General features: G+C 56.3%; 20 protein-coding genes. 4 read left to right on the top strand and 16 right to left on the bottom strand.

Going from position 1 to position 20072, the window contains the following annotated elements; all coding sequences use genetic code 11:
• Nucleotides 1-114: 114 nt before the first annotated feature.
• Nucleotides 115-1626 carry a glycerol kinase GlpK gene (gene glpK, locus dmul_RS04500; protein ID WP_020876880.1) on the bottom strand — a complete coding sequence of 504 codons (1512 nt, stop codon included), beginning with the start codon at nucleotides 1624-1626 and terminating at the stop codon, nucleotides 115-117.
• 134 nt (nucleotides 1627-1760) lie between these two features.
• Here glpK and dmul_RS04495 point away from each other — a divergent pair, with 134 nt between their 5' ends.
• Nucleotides 1761-2615, top strand: a complete 855-nt coding sequence (locus dmul_RS04495; protein WP_070962417.1) for an alpha/beta hydrolase — start codon at nucleotides 1761-1763, stop codon at nucleotides 2613-2615.
• Here dmul_RS04495 and dmul_RS04490 read toward each other — a convergent pair.
• From dmul_RS04490 to dmul_RS04435, 12 genes are all read right to left on the bottom strand, one after another.
• The gene (locus dmul_RS04490) at nucleotides 2591-3913 is read right to left on the bottom strand and encodes an ATP-dependent 6-phosphofructokinase (protein WP_020876878.1); all 1323 of its coding nucleotides are present in this window, start codon (nucleotides 3911-3913) and stop codon (nucleotides 2591-2593) included. The genes dmul_RS04495 and dmul_RS04490 overlap by 25 nt on opposite strands.
• Nucleotides 3914-3961: 48 nt before the next feature.
• On the bottom strand, nucleotides 3962-4936 hold the full coding sequence (locus dmul_RS04485; RefSeq protein ID WP_020876877.1) for a KpsF/GutQ family sugar-phosphate isomerase: 975 nt from the start codon (nucleotides 4934-4936) through the stop codon (nucleotides 3962-3964).
• Between the two features lie 47 nt (nucleotides 4937-4983).
• Nucleotides 4984-5553 carry a DUF4468 domain-containing protein gene (locus dmul_RS04480; protein ID WP_020876876.1) on the bottom strand — a complete coding sequence of 190 codons (570 nt, stop codon included), beginning with the start codon at nucleotides 5551-5553 and terminating at the stop codon, nucleotides 4984-4986.
• An 11-nt stretch (nucleotides 5554-5564) separates the two neighbouring features.
• A complete protein-coding gene (locus tag dmul_RS04475) occupies nucleotides 5565-6107 on the bottom strand; it encodes a nitroreductase family protein (protein WP_020876875.1) in 543 nt (180 codons plus the stop codon).
• A gap of 251 nt (nucleotides 6108-6358) precedes the next feature.
• Nucleotides 6359-7267: a TIGR01777 family oxidoreductase gene (locus dmul_RS04470; RefSeq protein WP_020876874.1), complete on the bottom strand. Its 909-nt coding sequence runs from the start codon at nucleotides 7265-7267 to the stop codon at nucleotides 6359-6361.
• A gap of 65 nt (nucleotides 7268-7332) precedes the next feature.
• Nucleotides 7333-8049 (bottom strand): enoyl-CoA hydratase/isomerase family protein, encoded by a 717-nt coding sequence (locus tag dmul_RS04465; RefSeq protein WP_020876873.1) that lies wholly within the window; start codon nucleotides 8047-8049, stop codon nucleotides 7333-7335.
• Between the two features lie 175 nt (nucleotides 8050-8224).
• Nucleotides 8225-8401: a hypothetical protein gene (locus dmul_RS20125; protein WP_153302747.1), complete on the bottom strand. Its 177-nt coding sequence runs from the start codon at nucleotides 8399-8401 to the stop codon at nucleotides 8225-8227.
• Between the two features lie 337 nt (nucleotides 8402-8738).
• On the bottom strand, nucleotides 8739-9959 hold the full coding sequence (locus dmul_RS04455; protein ID WP_020876870.1) for an aspartate kinase: 1221 nt from the start codon (nucleotides 9957-9959) through the stop codon (nucleotides 8739-8741).
• The gene (gene tsaE / locus dmul_RS04450) at nucleotides 9959-10453 is read right to left on the bottom strand and encodes a tRNA (adenosine(37)-N6)-threonylcarbamoyltransferase complex ATPase subunit type 1 TsaE (protein ID WP_020876869.1); all 495 of its coding nucleotides are present in this window, start codon (nucleotides 10451-10453) and stop codon (nucleotides 9959-9961) included. Before tsaE ends, dmul_RS04455 begins: the two co-directional genes overlap by 1 nt.
• Nucleotides 10450-10899: an rRNA maturation RNase YbeY gene (gene ybeY, locus dmul_RS04445; RefSeq protein WP_078081201.1), complete on the bottom strand. Its 450-nt coding sequence runs from the start codon at nucleotides 10897-10899 to the stop codon at nucleotides 10450-10452. The genes tsaE and ybeY overlap by 4 nt, the downstream gene beginning before the upstream one ends.
• Nucleotides 10802-13201: an HD family phosphohydrolase gene (locus tag dmul_RS04440; RefSeq protein WP_020876867.1), complete on the bottom strand. Its 2400-nt coding sequence runs from the start codon at nucleotides 13199-13201 to the stop codon at nucleotides 10802-10804. The genes ybeY and dmul_RS04440 overlap by 98 nt, the downstream gene beginning before the upstream one ends.
• A complete protein-coding gene (locus dmul_RS04435; RefSeq protein WP_020876866.1) occupies nucleotides 13198-14211 on the bottom strand; it encodes a PhoH family protein in 1014 nt (337 codons plus the stop codon). The genes dmul_RS04440 and dmul_RS04435 overlap by 4 nt, the downstream gene beginning before the upstream one ends.
• Before the next feature lie 489 nt (nucleotides 14212-14700).
• Here dmul_RS04435 and ndk point away from each other — a divergent pair, with 489 nt between their 5' ends.
• Genes ndk through dmul_RS04420 form a run of 3 tightly spaced genes read left to right on the top strand, consistent with a single transcriptional unit; the run spans nucleotide 14701 to nucleotide 16735 of the window.
• Entirely contained in the window at nucleotides 14701-15123 is a 423-nt protein-coding gene (ndk, locus tag dmul_RS04430; RefSeq protein ID WP_020876865.1) for a nucleoside-diphosphate kinase, read from the top strand.
• Nucleotides 15120-15908: an RNA methyltransferase gene (locus dmul_RS04425; RefSeq protein WP_020876864.1), complete on the top strand. Its 789-nt coding sequence runs from the start codon at nucleotides 15120-15122 to the stop codon at nucleotides 15906-15908. The genes ndk and dmul_RS04425 overlap by 4 nt, the downstream gene beginning before the upstream one ends.
• Complete coding sequence (locus dmul_RS04420) at nucleotides 15899-16735, top strand: fumarylacetoacetate hydrolase family protein (protein ID WP_020876863.1); 837 nt, start codon at nucleotides 15899-15901, stop codon at nucleotides 16733-16735. The genes dmul_RS04425 and dmul_RS04420 overlap by 10 nt, the downstream gene beginning before the upstream one ends.
• On the opposite strand, the gene dmul_RS04415 is transcribed toward dmul_RS04420, so the two are convergent.
• The 3 genes from dmul_RS04415 to lnt form a co-directional block, all read right to left on the bottom strand.
• The gene (locus dmul_RS04415; RefSeq protein WP_020876862.1) at nucleotides 16710-17300 is read right to left on the bottom strand and encodes an HD domain-containing protein; all 591 of its coding nucleotides are present in this window, start codon (nucleotides 17298-17300) and stop codon (nucleotides 16710-16712) included. The genes dmul_RS04420 and dmul_RS04415 overlap by 26 nt on opposite strands.
• Nucleotides 17301-17364: 64 nt before the next feature.
• Nucleotides 17365-18463 (bottom strand): peptide chain release factor 2 gene (gene prfB, locus dmul_RS04410; protein ID WP_144016486.1). Its coding sequence is split into 2 segments (ribosomal slippage): nucleotides 17365-18393 and nucleotides 18395-18463, totalling 1098 coding nucleotides; the frame shifts between segments, so codons are not numbered across the junction.
• A complete protein-coding gene (lnt, locus tag dmul_RS04405) occupies nucleotides 18453-20060 on the bottom strand; it encodes an apolipoprotein N-acyltransferase (RefSeq protein WP_020876860.1) in 1608 nt (535 codons plus the stop codon). The genes prfB and lnt overlap by 11 nt, the downstream gene beginning before the upstream one ends.
• Nucleotides 20061-20072 lie beyond the last annotated feature (12 nt).

The raw sequence follows: 20072 nt of genomic DNA, 5'->3' as shown, positions 1-20072 counted from the left end.
CTATTTACCCGAAGTTGCGTTAAAAAGCGTCCTTGCGCGAGGCGGATTTTCTTTCGGAAGGCGCTTGAAAAAGATGTTCTCACGCAAAGGCGCAAAGAACGCTGAAGAACGTTCCTATTCGATCCAGTTAAACGTTCGCTCAACGGCTTTTTTCCACTGCCGGTACAACCGCTCTCGGGTAGGCTCATCCATGGCGGGCCGCCATCGCCGATCCTCGGCCCAATTGCGTCGAAGGCTTTCCAGGTCCGGCCAGAAACCGACGGCCAGCCCCGCCGCATAGGCGGCACCCAGAGCAGTGGTTTCCGAAATCCTCGGGCGGATGACCGGAACGTTCAGGATGTCGGCCTGAAACGCCATCAAAAGTTCGTTGGCCACCATCCCGCCGTCCACCTTGAGATGGGAGAGGGCAATTCCGGAATCCCGGGCCATGGCCTCGACAATGTCCCGGGTCTGGTATGCGTTGGCCTCGAGCACCGCCCGGGCGATGTGCCCCTTGTTGGCATACCGGGTCAGGCCCACCATGGCGCCCCGGGCATCGGCTCGCCAGTAAGGCGCGAAAAGGCCGGAGAAAGCCGGGACGAAATAGACCCCTCCGTTGTCGGCAACGGTACCGGCCAGAGACTCGATCTCCGCCGCCGTCGTAATCAGACCCAGGTTGTCCCGAATCCATTGGACCAGGGCACCGGCAACGGCGATGGAGCCCTCAAGGCAGTAGACAGGACGCGATTTACCGAACTGGTAGGCAAGGGTCGTGATCAGTCCCTGACGGGAAGGCACCGGCGTATGGCCGGTGTTCATCAAAAGAAAACAGCCGGTGCCGTATGTGTTCTTGGCTTCGCCCGTCTCGAAGCAGGTCTGCCCCACCAGAGCCGCCTGCTGATCCCCCAGGGCACCGCATACAGGCACCGACGCGCCCAGGGGCCCGTCCGGCCGGGTCCACCCCCAGATCCCGGGATCACTGGACGATACGATCCGAGGCAGCATTGCGTCGGGAATCCGCATGATCTCCAGAATCGCGGGGTCCCATTTTAGGGTGTAGAGATCCATGAGCAAGGTACGGCTCGCGTTGGTCACGTCGGTTACATGGGCACCGCCGGCCGGGCCCCCGGTCAGGTGCCAGATCAGCCAGGTCTCCATGGTTCCGAAAAGCGCGTCACCGGCCTCCGCGGCGATCCTGGCCTCGGGCACGTTGTCGAGAATCCACTGTATCTTGGGTCCGGAAAAATAGGTGGCTACGGGAAGACCCGTCCTGTCGCGGAACCGGTTCTGTCCCTGGTTCCGCATGAGGGCTTTGCAGATCTCGTGAGTTCGGGTGCACTGCCATACCACGGCATTGCCGTAGGGTATGCCGGTATGGCGGTTCCACACCATCGTGGTTTCCCGCTGGTTGGTGATACCGATGGCTGCAAGGGCTTCGCCCGACAGTCCGGCCGCGGAAAGAGCGCCACGGATTACGATCTGCGTGTTTTCCCAGATTTCCAGCGGATCATGCTCCACCCAACCGGGTCGGGGAAAAATCTGCTTGTGTTCTTTTTGATGAATGCCGACGATGCGACCATCACGGTCGAAGATGATACATCGCGTGCTGGTAGTGCCTTGGTCCACGGATCCGATATACCGCGTCATCTCCCCTCCTTCCTCCGGCTCAAGGTACGCGTCGGCGCTTGACCCGGTGGGCTTTTTTGTTTACGGTGACATGACGGCCTCATCCACGACCTCAACCTGCCAGGGGGGTGCCCCATCGGATGCTTTACAAAACCATGATATCATCAGTCTTGTGGATTTTTTCTCTATATCTCGTTTACTGCGTCATGCTGTTCCTTTTCCAGCGCCAGATCATATTTCCGGCAGGAATGGCAGGTCCGGCACCCGGCCCCGCGGCCGTTCCCGGCCTCGACATCGTCTGGTTCGACCTCGACGGCAACCGGGTCGGGGCATGGTACCTGCCCCCGGCGGACGACCCGAAACAGAAGCGCCGACCCGTCGTGATCTTCGCCCACGGCAATGCGGAGCTGATCGATGGGTGTCTGGAGGAGTTCAGTGCCTTCACACAATTGGGACTGGGACTTTTGCTGGTGGAATACCCGGGATATGGACGGTCCCGCGGCAGGCCCTCCCAGGCCGGCATCGATGCGGTTTACACGGCGGCCTACGATTGGCTCGCAGCGCGGCCCGACGTCGATCCCCACCGAATCGTCCTCGCCGGTCGTTCCCTGGGAAGCGGTGTCGCCTGTCAATTGGCGGCAAAGCGGTCGTCGGCCGCCATGATCCTCATATCCAGCTTCACCAGCGTCCGCTCTTTTGCCGGAAGATATGGCGTGCCGGCATTCCTGGTCCGGGATCCTTTTGACAATCTGGCGGCAATCCGTACCTACCCCAAACCGCTGCTCGTCTTCCACGGCCTCCGGGATGACGTCATCCCCTTTGTCCACGGCCTGGATATCGCCGCTGCAGCTCCCCTGGGACGGATCATCCGATGGGAATGCGCCCACAACGACTGCCCCCCGGACCGTCGGGCCTTTTTCAAAGATATAGCCGTCTTTCTTCGAGATGCGGGCGTTCTCACGACATCCCGGGGACGGACGATACGTCAGGGATTCTTGAGGGAACCCTGACCTGTCGCCTCCAGAACACTCTGCCAGAGACGGCCGTTGGGATCGATCTGCTTCCGTCGCCCGGCGGAGGCCGACATGGGGATATGGACGAAATGGTTGTTCCAGTGGCCGATCAGGAGCCGGGTTTTGCCGGCCATGGCCGCATGCACCGCGTTCCGCCCCAGGAAGCTGCAGAAGACATGATCGTTGGCGTTGGCCGGCAGGCTCCGAATGATGTAGCTGGGATCGATGTACTTCAGGGAAACGGATATCTTGAGTTCGTCGAAATATCTGACAATCCGCTCCTTCAAAAACATACCGATATCCTGAAGCTTGGTATTCCCCGAAGGGTCTTTCCGGTCGGAAGCGTCGAAGAATTTCTGCCCGGCACCCTCAGCCACGACGATAACCGCATGGCTCCTGTCGAAGAGTCGCCGTTCAAGGGCTGCCAGCAGCCCCTCAGAGCCGTCCAGATCGAAGTCGACCTCGGGGACCAGGACAAAATTGACATCCTGCTGGGCCAGGGCGGCCGTGGCCGCGATAAAGCCCGAGTGGCGGCCCATCAGCTTGATCAATCCAATACCGTTGGGATAACCGCGGGCCTCGTTATGAGCGGCTCTGATCGATTGGGTGGCCAGACCGACGGCGGTGTCGAACCCGAAGGAGCGGGAGACCATATGGATGTCGTTGTCGATGGTTTTGGGAATCCCCACCACGCTGATCTTGAGTCTCCGTCGGGTGATGACGTCACTGATCTTCGTTGCCGCCATCAACGTCCCGTCCCCCCCCACCATGAACAGAATGCCGACGTTCATCCGCTCGAGGCAGTCGACAATGGCCTCCACATCCTGGGGTCCCCGGGAAGAGCCCAGAAAAGATCCGCCGTTGCCGATGATGTCGCCGACCATGTCCGGGGTGAGTTCCAGGATGTCATGGCCGTATTCGGAAATAAAGCCCTGAAGCCCATAGCGGATGCCGTAGATATTGCGGACCTCGTATCCATAATACAGTTCCAGGACCACCGACCGGATGATGCCGTTCAATCCCGGACAGAGCCCCCCGCAGGTCACCAAGGCGCAACGCAGTTTGCTGGGGTCGAAATAGATTTTCCGACGGGGACCCGCCATCTCGAACGCGGATACCGTCTTGCCGGCCGAGACCGTCTCGACAAGGCGTCCGGCATCGACCTCGATGACCACCCGGTCCTCATCGCTCACAAAAAGGCGACTACCGTCCAGCTTGCGTGACTCGAGGGGTGTGAGAAGTTTTGGCTCTCCCAGGATCGGCACAACGGCGTCCACCGTATCGAAATCGCTCATCTTAAGTCCTGTTCTTTTGGAAAAACAAATTTGTGATCCATGGGGGGATCAGTTTCCGTTGAACTTGAAACTGCCCTTGCCCAGGATATCATGGAGGTGCACCACGCCCAGAACGACGCCGTTGATGTCGGTGACCGGAAGCACGGTAATCTCAAAGGACTCCATAATATTGAGGGCGTCATAGGCCGGTGACGTCTGACGTACGGTCTTTGGTTTGGGCGTCATGACATCCCGGGCCGACAGGTCGAAAACAGCCTCACCTCTCGCCAAAAGACGCCGGATATCCCCGTCGGTGATGATGCCCGAAAGGGTCAGATCCGGTTTGGTCACCAGGGCGACGCCGATGCCGGCCCGATCGATAACGGCAATGACATCCCCCATTCCCTCGTTTTCAAGGACGGTAGGGAGCGATCGGGTCATCATGAAATCCGATACCCGCATGGAAAGCCGCTGTCCCAGTGCTCCCCCGGGATGAAATCGCTTGAAATCCGAAGATTCGAAGTGTTTCTCGCTGATGAGCACCACCGCCAGGGCATCCCCCATGGCCAAAAGTGCCGTCGTACTGGTTGTCGGGGCCAGGCCCATGGGACAGGCCTCCTTCTCCACCCCGACGTCGATCACCACGTCGCTGTGTCTGGCCAGGGTCGAATGGCGGTTTCCGGTGAATGCGACGATCTTGCAGCCGATGGAGCGAATACTGGGGATGAGAATGTTGAGCTCATCGGTCTCGCCGCTGTTGGACAGAGCGAGAAGGATATCATCCGGACAGACCATTCCCAGATCGCCGTGCATGGCCTCCACCGGATGAAGAAACATGGCCCGTGTTCCCGTACTGTTAAAGGTGGCCACAAACTTGCGGCCGATAATGCCCGACTTGCCGATTCCCGCTACGATCAGCCGCCCGGTGGATCCGCAGACCAGATCCACCAGGCGAACAAAGCTATCGTCAATACGGTCGACCAGGTTCAGGATGCCGTCGGCCTCCATCCGGAGGACGTTTTTTGCCTGTTCAAGAATATTCATATCACTTCACTCCCCATGCCTTCCCAGGTCGGAAGCAGTTTCCACGACTACCATTCGTCCTGCAACGACTCCTCCCGGTGAAACGAGGCCACAAGCGCCTCGACGGCAGCCGCCAACTGGGGCCGAATCGCCTCCATGTCGTCCTTCCGTATATTTTCGAACCCGTGAAAGCCCACCAGGGCCATATCCGAGAAGGTGGTTCGAATCCTGTGGTCCCTGGTTTCGACCATGACCGTGAATCGAAAATCGAAACGTTCCGTTTGTCCCCATCGGGACGGTCTTGAATAAGGAAAGGAGGTTTTTCCAATGATGGTTCCCTGGTCCCGATTCGCGTATTGAATGACATCCAGGTCCGAAGAAAAGCCGGCGGCAAGCCAAAGCTTCGCCCCTTCAAACAGCGCCTGTTTTGGATACCCTGGAATTTCGGAAACCTGACGAATAAAAAGGTCCTCGGAAGCGGCAGGCTCCGCAGGCGGTGCGCTCTTGCAACCGGTTATCGTCCAGAACGACAGGAGGATCACCCCCAAAATCACCCGAAATCCGACTTTCCGACAATCCGAGTCACTGGCTCCCCCGTGATCCGCTTTCCAAACCGATTTCGCGGAATACCCCGACATTCGGTAGCCCTTCAAAATGATTCCCAATGAACGAATTCATTCCGCTCTTTGCGTTTGGGCATACTCGGGCGTTTGGCGGGATACCCCATGGGAATCAGCACCACCAGGTCGTGGGTCTCTGGAACATTCAGAACGGCGGCGGCCCGGTCGTGATCCATCAGCCCCACCACAACGGTGCCGAGCCCTTTCCCGTGAGCGGCGAGGCAAAGGGTTTGGGTTGCGATCCCGAGGTCGAACAGGTACCAGTCACCAAACTTGGTGGATGCCTTACCGTCGTAGTATCCGGACACCCCTTTCCGGCCGCAGACAGCCAGCACCACGGGTGCGGCGCCGACGGCTTTCACGGCGGGGTTCTTCGGAGCGACGGCCTCTTGAAGCCGACCCTTGACGGCGTCGTCTCTGACCACGACGATATCCCAACACTGGCAGTTTGTCCAGGAAGGTGCATACCGCACGGCTTCCAGTATATCGTTCAGGGCTTCATCCGGCACCGGTCGATCTTCGTATTTTCGAATGCTTCTCCGTGAAACCACGGCATCCATCAAGTCCGTCATCGCCGACTCCTTCTTTTCGCTTCAGGGCGCAACAGCTGAAACCGGCGCCCCATCGTTTCCAAGATGATGTCATTTATGCACAATATAATTGGATTACGCAACGCTCGACTTCCATAACGTTGACCGGAAAGATACGGCCTATGAAAGTCGAAAATTGAATTTCATATATTATGCCATGAGAAAGAACTCAATAGCAACGGGGAAAATCGAGGCCGCAATTCTTCCCGGCAAGGGGTGGATTCACCAGAGCATCACCCCTCGACCAGATGCTTGAGGGCGGGATAGATTTCCGGGTATGCGAACCGGAAACCGGCGTCCAGCAGTTTCACGGGAAGGACCCTTTGGCTGGAAAGGAGAACCCCGCCGAATTCGCCCATGACGGTCTTCAGCACGCATCCCGGAACCGGTATGAGCGCAGGCCGCCGAACCGCCCGGCCGAGAGCTTTGACGAAGGTTCGGTTTTGAACCGGGTTCGGAGCCGTCATGTTGACAGGTCCCGTAATCCCTTTTTCGTTCAGGACAAACAGGATGGCCGAAATGAGATCGTCTTCGTGGATCCAGGGGAACCAGTGGCGCCCGTCTCCCAGTGGTCCCCCCAGTCCGAGCCGGAAAGGAAGGCGCATCTGTTTCAGTGCGCCGCCGTTCCTTCCCAAAATGATGCCAAACCGGGAAATGACGACCCGAACCCCTTTGTCGGCTGCTGCCAGGGCCTCATGCTCCCAGTCCTTCGAGACATCCGCAAGAAACCCTTCCCCCCGGGGCGAGGCCTCAGTGAGAATGCCATCCCCGCCGTCACCGTAATATCCCACCGCCGAGGTGCTGACCAGAACCTTATCCCGACCGGGGTCCGCTTGGAAAGCCGCCACGATGTTGTGGGTTGTGGCCACGCGACTGTGATATATGGCCTTTTTGACGGCATCGGTCCAGTACTTGAAAATCGATCGCCCCGTCAGGTTGACCACTGCATCGGCATCCCGAAGCCCCTCCTGCCATGCCCCTTCCCGGGTGGTATCGGCGGAAACATACTGAAAATTTTCATGCCGAACACCATCGAACTTCGCCCGGGTGCCAACGGCGACCACCGTGTGCCCTTCATTCAGGAGTCGTTCCGACAGTTGCGTCCCTACAAAACCCGTACCACCGGTTATCCATATTCTCATGTTTCACCTCCGGAAAAACGGATGCGGTCAATCCTGCGGCCTGAAAAGTGTTTCGAGGTTTTACCTCATGCGATATTGAATCGTTCCGATTCAATGTAGGGAATATCCTCGACATCCAGAGCATGAATGATGTCCCGGTAAAGCCGGGCCTTCATTTCCCGGACAATCTCCCGTCGCTTGCCGATTCCCTGGGAAAAGGCCATCGCTTCCTCCAGGAGCGTCTCCATGGGACAGGCTTTTCTGATGATGTGATGCCGTTCGCATTCCTCGGCCGTCAGGCGAACGCCCGTATGATGCATCTCCTCCAATTTATACATGGGAATGGCTTTTTTCAACAATGCCAACATCCCCGGTAAAAACGGAATGCCCAGGTCGACCTCCGGGAAACAGAAAAAGCCTCTACCCGATCGCATGAACCGAAAGTCGAAGGCGCAGGACCATATGGCACCCCCGGCAAAGGAATGGCCGGTAATGGCCGCCACGGTAATCATGGGGTAGGTCAGGGTTCGTTTGAGAAGCCGGTTCAGGAGATAAAAGAAATCCTTGGCCGTCCCCATGTCCTGCCCCTGAATGACGGGTGTAAGCCATGCCAGATCGATTCCATTGCAGAAGATTTTCTCGTGGGAGGATCGAACCACCAGTGTGGCCGCTTCGGTTTCGTTTTCGATCCGGTCTAAAACCGTCAGGACCGCATTCAAAAAATCCGGGTTGAAACGATTCTCGCCGTCACCCAGCGTCACCAACGCCGTCGAATCGTTGAGAACATAGTCCACCTTCGCCATAATGCCCACCTCCCCAGCATGATATACAGACCGGACACAATTGTCGGACCGTATCATAATCAGATGATCGCCTTTCCCATCCCGAAAGCCTGATCCGAGAGCCATAGGCGCCGGGCGCACAAAAAAAGGGCGACCGATCACGACCGCCCTTTTTAAAATCGTCGAATGGAGGAGCTTACGAACAGCAGTTGCTGGTAGTCCCGCATCCTGAACATCCCCCGCTGCCGGTGTTGAAATCGACACCGCAGGAGAGTCTGAAACCGATATCAACGAAATCCACCTTGATGGGCTTGACTTTTTCCATGAAATCCTCATTGACGAGGTAGGTAAATCCATCAATTTCTTTAGTCATATCGCCGTCTCTTGGCTCATCCAGAGCCATCGCCAAAGACGGGCCGCCTCAGCCGCCCTCGTTCAGAAAAATCCGAATGGGTTCGATCTTTCTGCCCTTGAAATATTCCTTCAGTTGCGTCGTCGCCGACGATGTTACCTCAAGCATGCTTTTTTCCTCCTTGGATTTGGATTCATGAGAAGACTTCTCATAAATTTGAAATTTCAATTAAATTATTCACAAGAATTGAGTTTGTCAATTAAAAACGCAACCATTCCCGCAACAGAATGATCACGGCCAAAACCGACGCCAGCGCCATCACCGCGAGCAACTGGTCGGGTATGAAACGCCGCACCCGTTAGAGATCGCTGTCCAGCCCGAATGCCGTGTGAAGGGCGCGGACCGCCAGTTCGGCGTATTTTTCCACTATCACGCAGGAGATATGGATCTCGGATGTACTGATCATGCGGATGTTGATATTCTCGGCAGCCAACGTCGAAAACATCTTTGCCGCTACCCCCGAATGGCTTTTCATCCCGATGCCCACCACCGAAACCTTGGCGATGCTCTCGTCTCCGTAGACACCCTCGGCGCCGATGGCCTCGACTACACGCTGTTCGATTTCCATAGCGGCCTTGTATTCCGTACGGGGCACGGTAAACGCGATGTCATTGGTGCCGTTCTTGGGAGAGGATTGGATGATCATGTCCACAACGATGCCGGCCTCGGCAATGGGGGCCAGCACTTTGGCGGCCATTCCGGGCTGATCCGGCACCCCTTTGACCATGATCCTGGCATCGTTTTTGCTGCAGGTGATTCCGGACACTAAAAGGCGCTCCATGTCGGCTTCCTCACTCCAAACCATCGTACCCTCCTCTTGCGAAAATGATGAACGAACATGTATGGGGACATTGTATTTCTTAGCAAATTCCACAGAGCGAATCTGAAGGACCTTTGCCCCGAGGCTGGCCATCTCGAGCATTTCATCATAGGCGATGCTCTTGATTTTCCGAGCCTTGCTGCAGATGTTCGGATCCGTCGTATATACCCCATCCACATCCGTGTAGATCTCGCAGACATCCGCCTTGATAGCGGCGGCTATAGCCACCGCGGATGTATCGCTGCCGCCCCGACCCAGAGTCGTGATGTTTCCCTCGCAATCGTGCCCCTGAAAACCGGCGATGACGACGATATTTCGCTGTCGAAGCAACACCTCGATGCGATCGGCATGGATATCCAGAATCCTGGCATTACCGAAGGCGCAGTCCGTCCGGACCTCGGCCTGAAACCCCATCAGGGATCGGGCCGGATATTTCATGGAAATCAATGTCATGGCGAGGAGAGCTGCGGTTGTCTGTTCGCCGGTGGCGAGGAGCACGTCCATTTCTCGTTTTTCCGGCCGCTCGCAAATCGTCGAGGCCATGGAGATGAGCTGATCCGTCACGCCCGCCATGGCAGAAAGGATGACAACCACATCGTGGCCCGCGTCATAGGTTTTGGCGACCCGCTTTGCGACGTTTCGAATGCGCTCGGTGTCCGCAACCGATGTCCCCCCGAATTTCTGTACAATTACCCCCATTATTTCTCCTTCAAAATATTTTTCAGATCTCTTAACAAGTTGACCGTTTCAGACCCGTAGGCCATCAGCCGGATCCTACGCCGATCAGGGTCGGCGGAATCCAGGTAAAGGTGAACGTCGAGGTGCTCCGAAAGAGCTTCATTATGGAGCCGCTCCGCCCACTCGACTGCCGCGACGCCTTCTCCGTAAAGGGCTTCTTCGAGACCGATCTCCTCGAAATCCACCGTGCTGTCCAGACGATAGAGATCGATGTGATAGAAGGGGTGCCGTCCCGAATATTCATTGATCAGCGTATAGGTGGGGCTGGTGACGACCTCGTCCTCGGGTACGCCTATCCCGCGAGCCAATCCCTGAACCAGGGCCGTTTTCCCACTGCCCAGATCGCCGAAGAGGGCGATGACTGTGCCGGGGCGGACCCTCAAACCGATCTCTCGGCCCAGGGTTTGGGTTTCTTCGGGAGAGTGGGATATCAGGATGACCTCAAACCGACTCATTCGTTCCCCGCTTTCCGGAGCAGAGATGCCAGAACCGCGCTTTTCTCTGCCATGCGGCGCTCCTCCGCTTCGCTCCGCTCATGGTCGTATCCCACCAAGTGGAGAATCCCATGGATCAGGAGTTCGTCAAACCGCTCCATCACATGGATACCCATCTCCGCAGCCTCCCGGTTGGCGGTATCCAGGGAGATGACGACATCCCCGAGCAGATAGGGCGCCACGTGAGCGAATTCCCCCTCCTGCATGGCGAAAGCAATGACGTTGGTGGGACCTTCCCGGTTGAGGTAGTCGCGGTGGTATTCGGCCATCTGGATATCGTCAACGATCAGAATCGAAAGTTCGGCATTCTCACAGCCCAAGGCGTTTAAGATGGTCTGCGCCGTCTTCCTTAGGTTTTCCCGGGAAACGTTGAACCGACTTTGGTTGTTGGTGATCAGTACGCTCATGGTTTTCCTTATCGTCTTTTGCAGCGCTTTTTTCGGGATATTCGATGCGATGGTGATGAATCCCGTTGAGAATCTTGTTGAAGCTTTTGGCAATGCTGTGAAGATCCTTCAGTGTCAGTTCACAGTAATCCAACTGACCGTCTGAAAAAATCTTGTTGATGAGACTCTGGACAAGACCTTGGATTCGCGATGGATTAGGATTCTCCAGGGTTCTGGAGGCCGCTTCAACCACATCGGCCAGCATCACCAGGCCAATCTCCCGCGTTTCGGGCTTGGGCCCCGGGTATCGGAAATTTTCCATCTTGACCGCTTGTTCGCCCCGCAACTTGACGGCCTTGTCATAGAAAAAGCGGATCAGGCTGGTGCCGTGATGCTGCTGGATGGCGGTCATGATTTCCCGTCCCAGTTTGTGTTTTTTAGCCAGTTCGACCCCTTCCTTGACATGAGAGATCAGGATCAGGCTCGACATGGACGGTGCGAGCTTATCGTGCCGATTTTCACAGCGCATTTGATTTTCTATGAAATATAATGGCTTGTTGATTTTGCCGATATCATGATAATAACCGCAGACCTTGGCCAGAATCGGATTGGCGCCGATTTCCGCCGCCGCCGCCTCGACCATGGAACCCACGACCACCGAGTGGTGATAGGTTCCCGGGGCTTCCATCATCAAGCGCCGGAGGATGGGTTGCTCCAGATTCGCCAATTCCATCAGCGTGATATCCGTCGTGTAACCGAAGGCCATCTCCAGCATGGGGACAATACCGGCGGTGATAATGCCCGCCGCTATACCGGAAAGAAGGGCCAGAACCCAATCCCACAGAATATCAAAACCGGGCACGCCCCGAATGTAAACGGCCGCTCCGGTGACAAGAAGCACGTTCAAAAATCCCAGCCGGATACCCGCCTTGATGAACACCTTTCGCTCCCGGCAGTTCTGCATCCAGTAGGCGCCCATGACGCCGCTCAGAAAGAAATAGAGGAACACCTCGAACCGCCCTTGGAACATAACCGCAGCACAGGCCGACAGCACCGCGGCAAAGGAGATGGCCGTCCCGAACCGCAAAAAGAGGCAAACCGTCATGGCGCCCGCCGCCATGGGGATCCCGGCGAAAAGAGTGTCGTCGGAAATCAGGATCGGGGTGTTCCGGGTCACGGCCTTGAACAGAATCTCGGAGACATTGGGCAATAAAAAGAAAATGATCAGCATCACCGACAGAAACAAGATCGCCTTGTTACTGGACAACATCCCGTTTCCAGGATGCCGGGTCTGGATGAAATAGACAATGATCAGCATGGACAGGATCAGAATCAGCCCGCCGAGGCTGCGGACATATCCCTTCTCGAGACGACTCTGCTGCCGTAGGTTTTTCAGCTTCAGCAGTTGCATCTCGGTCACCCGCTCTCCTTCGCGCAGCAACATCTCCCCGGCCTTGATCTTGTAAAAAATCGGTTTCACGGCCGCCGCCGCCGCCGCTTTCCGATCTTCAGTTTCCCGTCGGTTCAGAGTGATATTAGGCTGAATCAGCCGTTGGGTGAAATCGACGACAAGATTGGCGGAGGTGTAGTTGAGACTCTCCATCAACGGTTTGCCCACGATTCTGACCATGGCCTTGGCCTGGTCCAGTCCATAGAATTGATCCAGATTGTGGATGGTCTTTTCCTCATGCGAGTCGACAACCCGCAGGCGGATGCCCCGCTCGGCATCCTTGAGAAGCAACTCCTTGTTCGAAACCACCCCTTTTGCGAGAATCCGTTCAAGAATCCCCAGGATCAACGTCGGTATTTCCAAAGAGAACGCCTCTTTTTCGAGAATGGTGAACGCTCCGGCACTGACACTGATACCGAGTTTTTTTTCGAAAGCATCCCTCCGGGCCCGAACCCGGCGATGATCACCTCCTGTCGATGCCCCATCGATGTCGACACCGCTTGCATCTTCATCGGACACGTCGGTCGCATCGGCATCCGCCCCGGAGGTATGCATCATGGAGAAGGCACCTGTCACATTGTCCCGAAGGGTGTCGATCAGTATGGTGTTATGATCATATACCGTCAGTACGGACTCCTCGGCCTGCCGTCGTTTCTTTTCCGTACCGGACAGGTCCTCGATGAGAAAATCACGCGGGGCCTTGATATCCCGTTCGGCCACGTCTCCCAGGGCATAGTCATGTCTTCGGATGATGGTGTTGGGGTAGAGAACCAGGGTGAAAACCGTTGTCACCAAAACCAAAAGGAGCCACTTGACAGGTCCGGTGTTCTCCAATATCGATAACAACCGAATCTTGCCTTTTTCGATATTCATTTTTCCTTCCGTTTCATCTCGTCCAGCTTTTCATAGGCATCGATGACGTCCTGCACCAGGCGGTGCCGCACCACGTCGGCCTTGGAAAAAAATACAAACTGGATGCCCTTGATGTCCTGGAGAATATCCCGGGCCTCAATCAGTCCCGATGTCCGGTTAGGCGGCAGATCTACCTGGGTGACGTCTCCGGTTATCACCGCTTTCGAACTGAATCCGATGCGGGTCAGAAACATTTTCATTTGCTCGGAGGTCGTGTTTTGAGCCTCGTCGAGAATAATAAAGGAATCGTTGAGAGTTCGGCCGCGCATGAAGGCGATAGGGGCCACCTCGATGACGCCTTGTTCCATCAGTTTGGAGGCCTTTTCAAATCGCATCATATCATGAAGGGCATCATAAAGCGGGCGGAGGTAAGGGTCCACCTTGTCTGTAAGATCTCCCGGAAGAAACCCTAAAGTCTCCCCGGCCTCGACGGCGGGGCGGGTGAGAATGATCCGGTTGACGGTACCTTTTGACAGGGCCGCCACCGCCATGGCCATGGCGAGATAGGTTTTTCCGGTACCGGCGGGTCCGATGCCGAAAACAATGTCGAACTGTCGCATAGCATCGATATAAGCTTTCTGAGACGGACTCTTCGGCGTGATGGAACGCTTCTTGGAAGTGACATAGACCGTATCCATGAAGATATCCTTCAGGCGGGTCCGGTCGTCACGACTCAGCAGACTGACGGCGTAATCGATATCGTTGGCATAAACGGGGTATCCGTTTTTCAGAAGATCGTAGAGTTGCTGGAGGATGTTCCGGGCGAGATCCGTCGATATTGGATCCCCCTCGATGAAAACCGTGTTCCCCCTGGCATGAATACGGCAGTCCGTTCCGGCCGCGACCCTCAGAAGATTTCGGTTGTGCTCCCCGAAAAGTTGACGGGACGTCTCAATATCCGAAAAGGTTATCTTATCAATATGACCTTCAGGCGAGACATCCTCGGCATGATTTTTCGTTATATCCTGCATAATTGTTATCCGACGATTCTCACGGTTCTACCGCGGCGCCCAATGCGACCGTATCGGATCGAACCGAGAAGTGATGTTTTCAGACCGGATGATAGACTTTCCGACCGTTTTCAGGCAGGGCGGTGCGTGGGGCGTTGGTTCCATCATACGCAGGCAAGTGATATTACCGTCCAAAATCATGATCCGGCGTTAAAAAAGTTTCTATCACAATTGTCTCAGGCAATGCAAACGGCATTTTAATACCGCCCCAAGTCGTTCGTTATTTTGATCCAAAATCTTGTTATCATATAGGAAACTTGTCAAATTATAACGCTATCTTTTCACGACGGCCGTTTTCAGATGCCGCCCTGGGGCTTCCCTCCCATCCGGGACTTAACATAACATCTTGATTTTTATATAAAGTAAAAGCTTTTGTTGTCGGTTGACTTGCCATCCGCCTTCTGATATGGGACCATGGAACTTACAACCCATGAAAGGAATCGCTACGTCATGACTGAAAGAACTTTATCCATCATCAAGCCCGACGGAGTGGCCAGGGGACTGATCGGAGAGGTCGTCAAGCGCTTTGAATCGGCGGGCATCCGCATCGTCGCCATGAAGATGGTTCATATGACCCGGACGCAGGCCGAAGGATTTTACGCTGTTCACCGGGAACGCCCGTTTTTCGACAGCCTCACGACGTTTATGAGTTCGGGGCCGGCCGTGGTCATGGTCCTCGAGGGCGACAACGTCATTGCCAGAAACCGCGAACTGATGGGCGCCACCAACTTCAAGGATGCCGCGGAAGGGACCATCCGAAGGGATTTTGCCACGGACATCGAGAAAAACGTGGTTCACGGATCCGACGCCCCCGAAACAGCCGCTTTCGAGATCGCTTATTTTTTCAACCAATTCGAAATCGTCGGCGGATGACCGAAACCGTCAAGCTGAAAAACATCACCATCGTCCTGAACCAGCCCCGGTATCCCGAAAATATCGGGGCTGCGGTCCGGGCTATGAGAAACATGGGCATCGACAGGCTTATCGTCGTTGACCCCCGGGATTACGATCTCGAAAAAATTCGGAAAATGGCCACCCACGGCTGTCTGGATACCGTAGCGGCCATCCAGCGCCAAACCGATCTGAAGGCGGCTCTCGAATCGTTTCATTACGTTATCGGCACCACCGCACGCCTGGGAGGGCAACGTCGCACCGGAAAACCCGACGCCACGGCCGAGAAAATCGTCTCGATTTCCCAGGAGAACCAGGTGGCCGTCGTCTTCGGGCGAGAGGACCGAGGGTTGTCCAACGAGGAGCTTCGGCTGTGCCACGAACTCGTTCATATCCCCACTGCCGAGTTTTCTTCCCTGAATCTGGCCCAGGCGGTCATGATCATGTGTTACGAGCTTTTCAACGCCTGTGTCCCGTCAAAACCGGCCTTCACCCCGCGCATGGCCCAGCGGCGCGAGTTGGACGCCATGCTCGACCAGCTCAGGGATATCCTCATCCGGATCAGCTACATCAACCCCGAAAACCCGGACTACTGGATGCACCATCTGCGCCAGTTCTTTACGCGTATCCAGGCGCGGGCCCGGGAGGTCAGCATCATTCGGGGTCTGATCCGACAGGTTGATTGGTATGCCGAAAAGCGCTACCGGGACGGCCGCCGTGACGAACGGAACCGGATTATGGGTAAAGGAGCAGCGGAATGCGACTGATACGCTTTGGCGATGCCGGAATGGAAAGACCCGGTCTTCTGAAGGCCGGAAGGATCGTCGACCTGCGTAAACACTTCCCGGATATCCCCGACATCGGGGAAGAATTTTTTGTCGGGGGTTGGCTCAAGAAGGCAGCAGCCCTCTCGGCGCCCGGCGAGACGATGGCGGTCCGACTCGGCCCACCGGTTCATCGTCCGTCAAAGATCATCTGTCTGGGCAAAAATTACCTTGAACACGCCCGGGAAGGCGGATTCGAGCCCCCTACCGCACCACTCCTGTTCGCCAAGGCCCCGAGCAGCCTTACCGGACCGGCCGACGTCATCCTTCTGCCGGCCTCCAGCGGTCAGATTGACTGGGAGGTAGAATTGGCCGTCATCATCGGGAAGACCGGAAAACGGATCGATCGGCGTCGCGCCTTCGAGCATATCGCGGGGTTCGCCGTGATGAACGACATTTCAGGACGGGAGGCACAATTCGGAGACGGGCAGTGGTTCCGCGGGAAATCCTTCGATACCTTCGCCCCCCTGGGCCCGGCTGTCGTGACGCCCGACGAGCTTTCGGACGTCAACGATCTTCGACTCGAAACATGGGTAAACGGTCGCGTTATGCAGACCGGAACCACCCGGGACATGATCTTCGATATTCCTTCAATCATCGATTACGTCAGCCGGGACATCACCCTCATTCCCGGAGACATCGTCTCGACGGGCACCCCTTCCGGTGTCGGCATTTTCAGAGATCCGCCGATAACCCTTGCGGACGGCGACATCGTGGAATGCAGCATCGAGGGTATCGGCACCATCAGAAATCGCGTGACGGCCCAATAGGCAACATCGCTTCCAGGTCCGCGGGATCATAACCCTCAAATCGAACGGCCCAGGAACAGAAGATCGCCGTCTTTTCAGCCCCGAATCGGGCCAGATCCCCAAGAATCGTCGTCATCGGCTTTTCAGCGGCGTTCCCTTTGCTGTAAAATTTGTCGGCATAGGCGATGATCTGTTCTTCAAGGGTAATAGGGCGCATATCCCTTCGGGGAAGGGGAAGGAACTGCCGGATAATGTCGTCAACAGTGATGCCCACCCCGACATGACGCTCGCATACCCCGGCATGGCGGAAGAGCCCCTTGTGTTCAAGGAGTTCCCGACCCAAAACCCCATGACAGACATAGGGGTGGATCCCCCGACAACCGATTCCGGGAGCCCAGGTCATGAAAATGCCGATATCGTGGAGCAGGGCCGCTGCTTCGATGAAGGCCGTGTCGGGACGCTGGTCGGTCAGGCCTCGGGCCACGGTCACGGCCTTGGCGGCGACCTGTTCACCGTGGCGGACCAGGGTCCGGTAGAGCCCCGATCCCGGCCTGTAAAACTCGGAGATCACATCATAAGGATTCATGGTTCCCGGGAGACTTGCTTCAGTCGGTTCACCCCGCCGAAATTTACGGCGAGGTGCACCTCCCTCAGGATTTACGGGCCAGGAGGACGCCTTCGATGAACTCGTCGATATCCCCATCGAGGACGCTGTTCACGTTACCGACATCCAGTCCGATTCGGTGATCCTTCACCATCTGGTAGGGATGGAGTACATAGGAACGAATCTGGTTGCCCCATGCGATGTCGTCCTTTCCGGCGGTCATCTCCTGGATTTTTTCATCCTGTTTCCGTTTTTCGAACTCATAGAGGCGGGAGCGCAGGACCTTCATGGCCAGATCCTTATTGCGATGCTGGGATTTTTCCTGCTGACACTGCACCACGATCCCCGTGGGCAGGTGTGTCAGCCTGACGGCGCTGCTGGTCTTGTTGACATGCTGTCCTCCGGCGCCGCTCGCCCGGTAGACATCCACCCGGAGATCCTTCTCATCGATATCGACGACAATCTCATTGTCCAGTTCCGGAAAAACAAATACCGAGGCAAACGAGGTATGTCGCTTTCCCCCGGCATTGAAAGGTGAAATCCTCACCAATCGATGGATCCCCTTTTCGGACCTGAGATACCCATAAGCATAGCGCCCCTCGGCCGTAAACGTGACACTTTTGATGCCGGCTTCGTCTCCGGGTTGCAGATCGATGATTTCACTCTTGTAGCCTTTCCGCTCCACCCACCTGGCGTACATTCGAAACAGCATCTCCGCCCAATCCTGAGCTTCGGTTCCGCCGGCGCCGGCATTGATGGAAACGATGGCGCTGTTCTCATCGTTCTCACCGTCAAGCATGAGGTCCAGGGAAAATCTTTTGATCCGATTTTCAAGGGCGAGGATGTCCCGCGCCGCTTCGGCCTCGACCCCCGCATCGTTTTCTTCCAGAGCCATGTCCAGGAGCAACTCCCCGTCCTCCAAATCCTGAACGAGCTTTCTGTATTCATCGACCTTGTGGGCGATGGAGGTGCGTTCCTTCAAAATCAGCTTGCTTTCCTCGGGATGCTCCCAAAACCCTTGAGCCGCGCTGATCTTTTCAATTTCCGCGAGGCGTCTCTCCTTTCCCGCCAGGTCAAAGATACCCTCTTAACTGTCCGAGTTTGGCGTGCATATCCCTGATCGTCTGTTTCAGTTCAACGTTCATGTTTTTTCCTCCTGAAAATTTCCCTCATTATCGTTATTAAGGTAATCCCGAGACAGGTCGCCGCAAACCAGTCTCCCGTTCGGGTGTAAACAGTTTTTTCGGACAGTACCGGCAGATTCTGCGCCAGAACGGCATCGACAAAGAGCGGCGTCATACCGCCGATCCGCCCCGTAGGATCCACGAATCCGCTGATGCCGGTGTTGGCCGATCGAATCAGCGCCCGTCGGTTTTCCACCGCCCGGAAAACCGCCATGGAAAAATGCTGATAGGGTGCGCTGCTGCGGCCGTACCATGCATCATTGGTGACGTTGACCAGAATCCGCGCATCGTTTTTTGCGGCGGCTCGAGCCAGGTCCGAAAAAATGATTTCGTAACAGATCAGGATTCCGATCCTGATGTCGGATCGATCCGCCGCCGAAAACAGTCTTTCGGAGCCCTCCACAACAAGCGTTTTTCCCATTTCTCCGGTCTTGAAATCACCCACATGAGCCACCAGTTTTCGGACAAACGGCAACCATTGCCTAAGCGGCACATATTCCCCAAAGGGCACGAGATGCACCTTGTCGTATCGCCCCGTCGGCCGACCGTCGGGTGAAATGAGGTAGGCACTGTTGTAATAGGCGATATCACCGTTTATCTGTTCGAAGGCCGGACTGCCGATGACGTAATAAGCGCCGCTCTCCCGGACGCCCCGGACAACGCGTTCGGTCAGCTTCGGCTCGTTCAGAAAATAAAAGGGAACGGCGGTTTCGGGCCAGACCACGAGATCCGCCTTTGGAGTGATGCTTCGGGATAGGATCAGGTATTTCTCGACGGTCTGCTCCTGAAAGGCCGGATCCCATTTAATCATCTGGTCGATGTTGCCCTGAACAACGGCAGCCCGGAGTGTCGGTGCCGCGGCCACGGCCTGTCCTGTGGCCTGAAGGCGAAAAACGCCGTACCCCCACACCCCGACGACGGCTGTGAGAACAGCCGCGAGACCGCTCAGGACATGGCGCCCCCTTATCGGTCGTCCCTGCCATGGACGCCGGGTCAATGCGGCGAACGATAGAAAAAGAACGGCATTCCCCATCACCACCAGGAAAGAGACCCCATACACACCTGATATATCGGAAATCTGGATAAGATGCAAATGCCGATATTGGGAATACCCTAAAAGTTCCCATGGAAACCCGGACAGAAGAGAGGCACGGAGATATTCCAACCCTGTCCAGAGCATCGGAGCCGCCGCCATGGCCGGGGCGACTCCCGGAATCCTCGCTAACGCCGCGGCGAAGACGCCGATATAGAGGGACAGATAGGCGGAAAGAAGGAACAGCGGCGGAACGGCGAGGTACCAGGGCAGCCCGCCGTAGGTCCGCATGGTGTGGACCAACCAGTAAATCAGGGTCAGGTAATGGACCATTCCCGTCACCATTCCTCGACGGAAAGCGGTCCGGACGGAGGCGCCCTTCAGTGCCGTCAGCAACGGCACCAACGCCGCCCATGCGATCCAGTCCAAATCGACATCGGGGTAGGCGGCAGTGAGCAACAATCCCGCCCCTGCGGCAAGAAGGTCGTCGGTCCGTTCGACGAAATATCGGTTCAGCGTTTCCATGGGTTCCCAAAT

The organism is Desulfococcus multivorans, from assembly GCF_001854245.1.
GTDB lineage: Bacteria > Desulfobacterota > Desulfobacteria > Desulfobacterales > Desulfococcaceae > Desulfococcus > Desulfococcus multivorans.
This window is presented reverse-complemented; position numbering and strand designations above follow the sequence as displayed.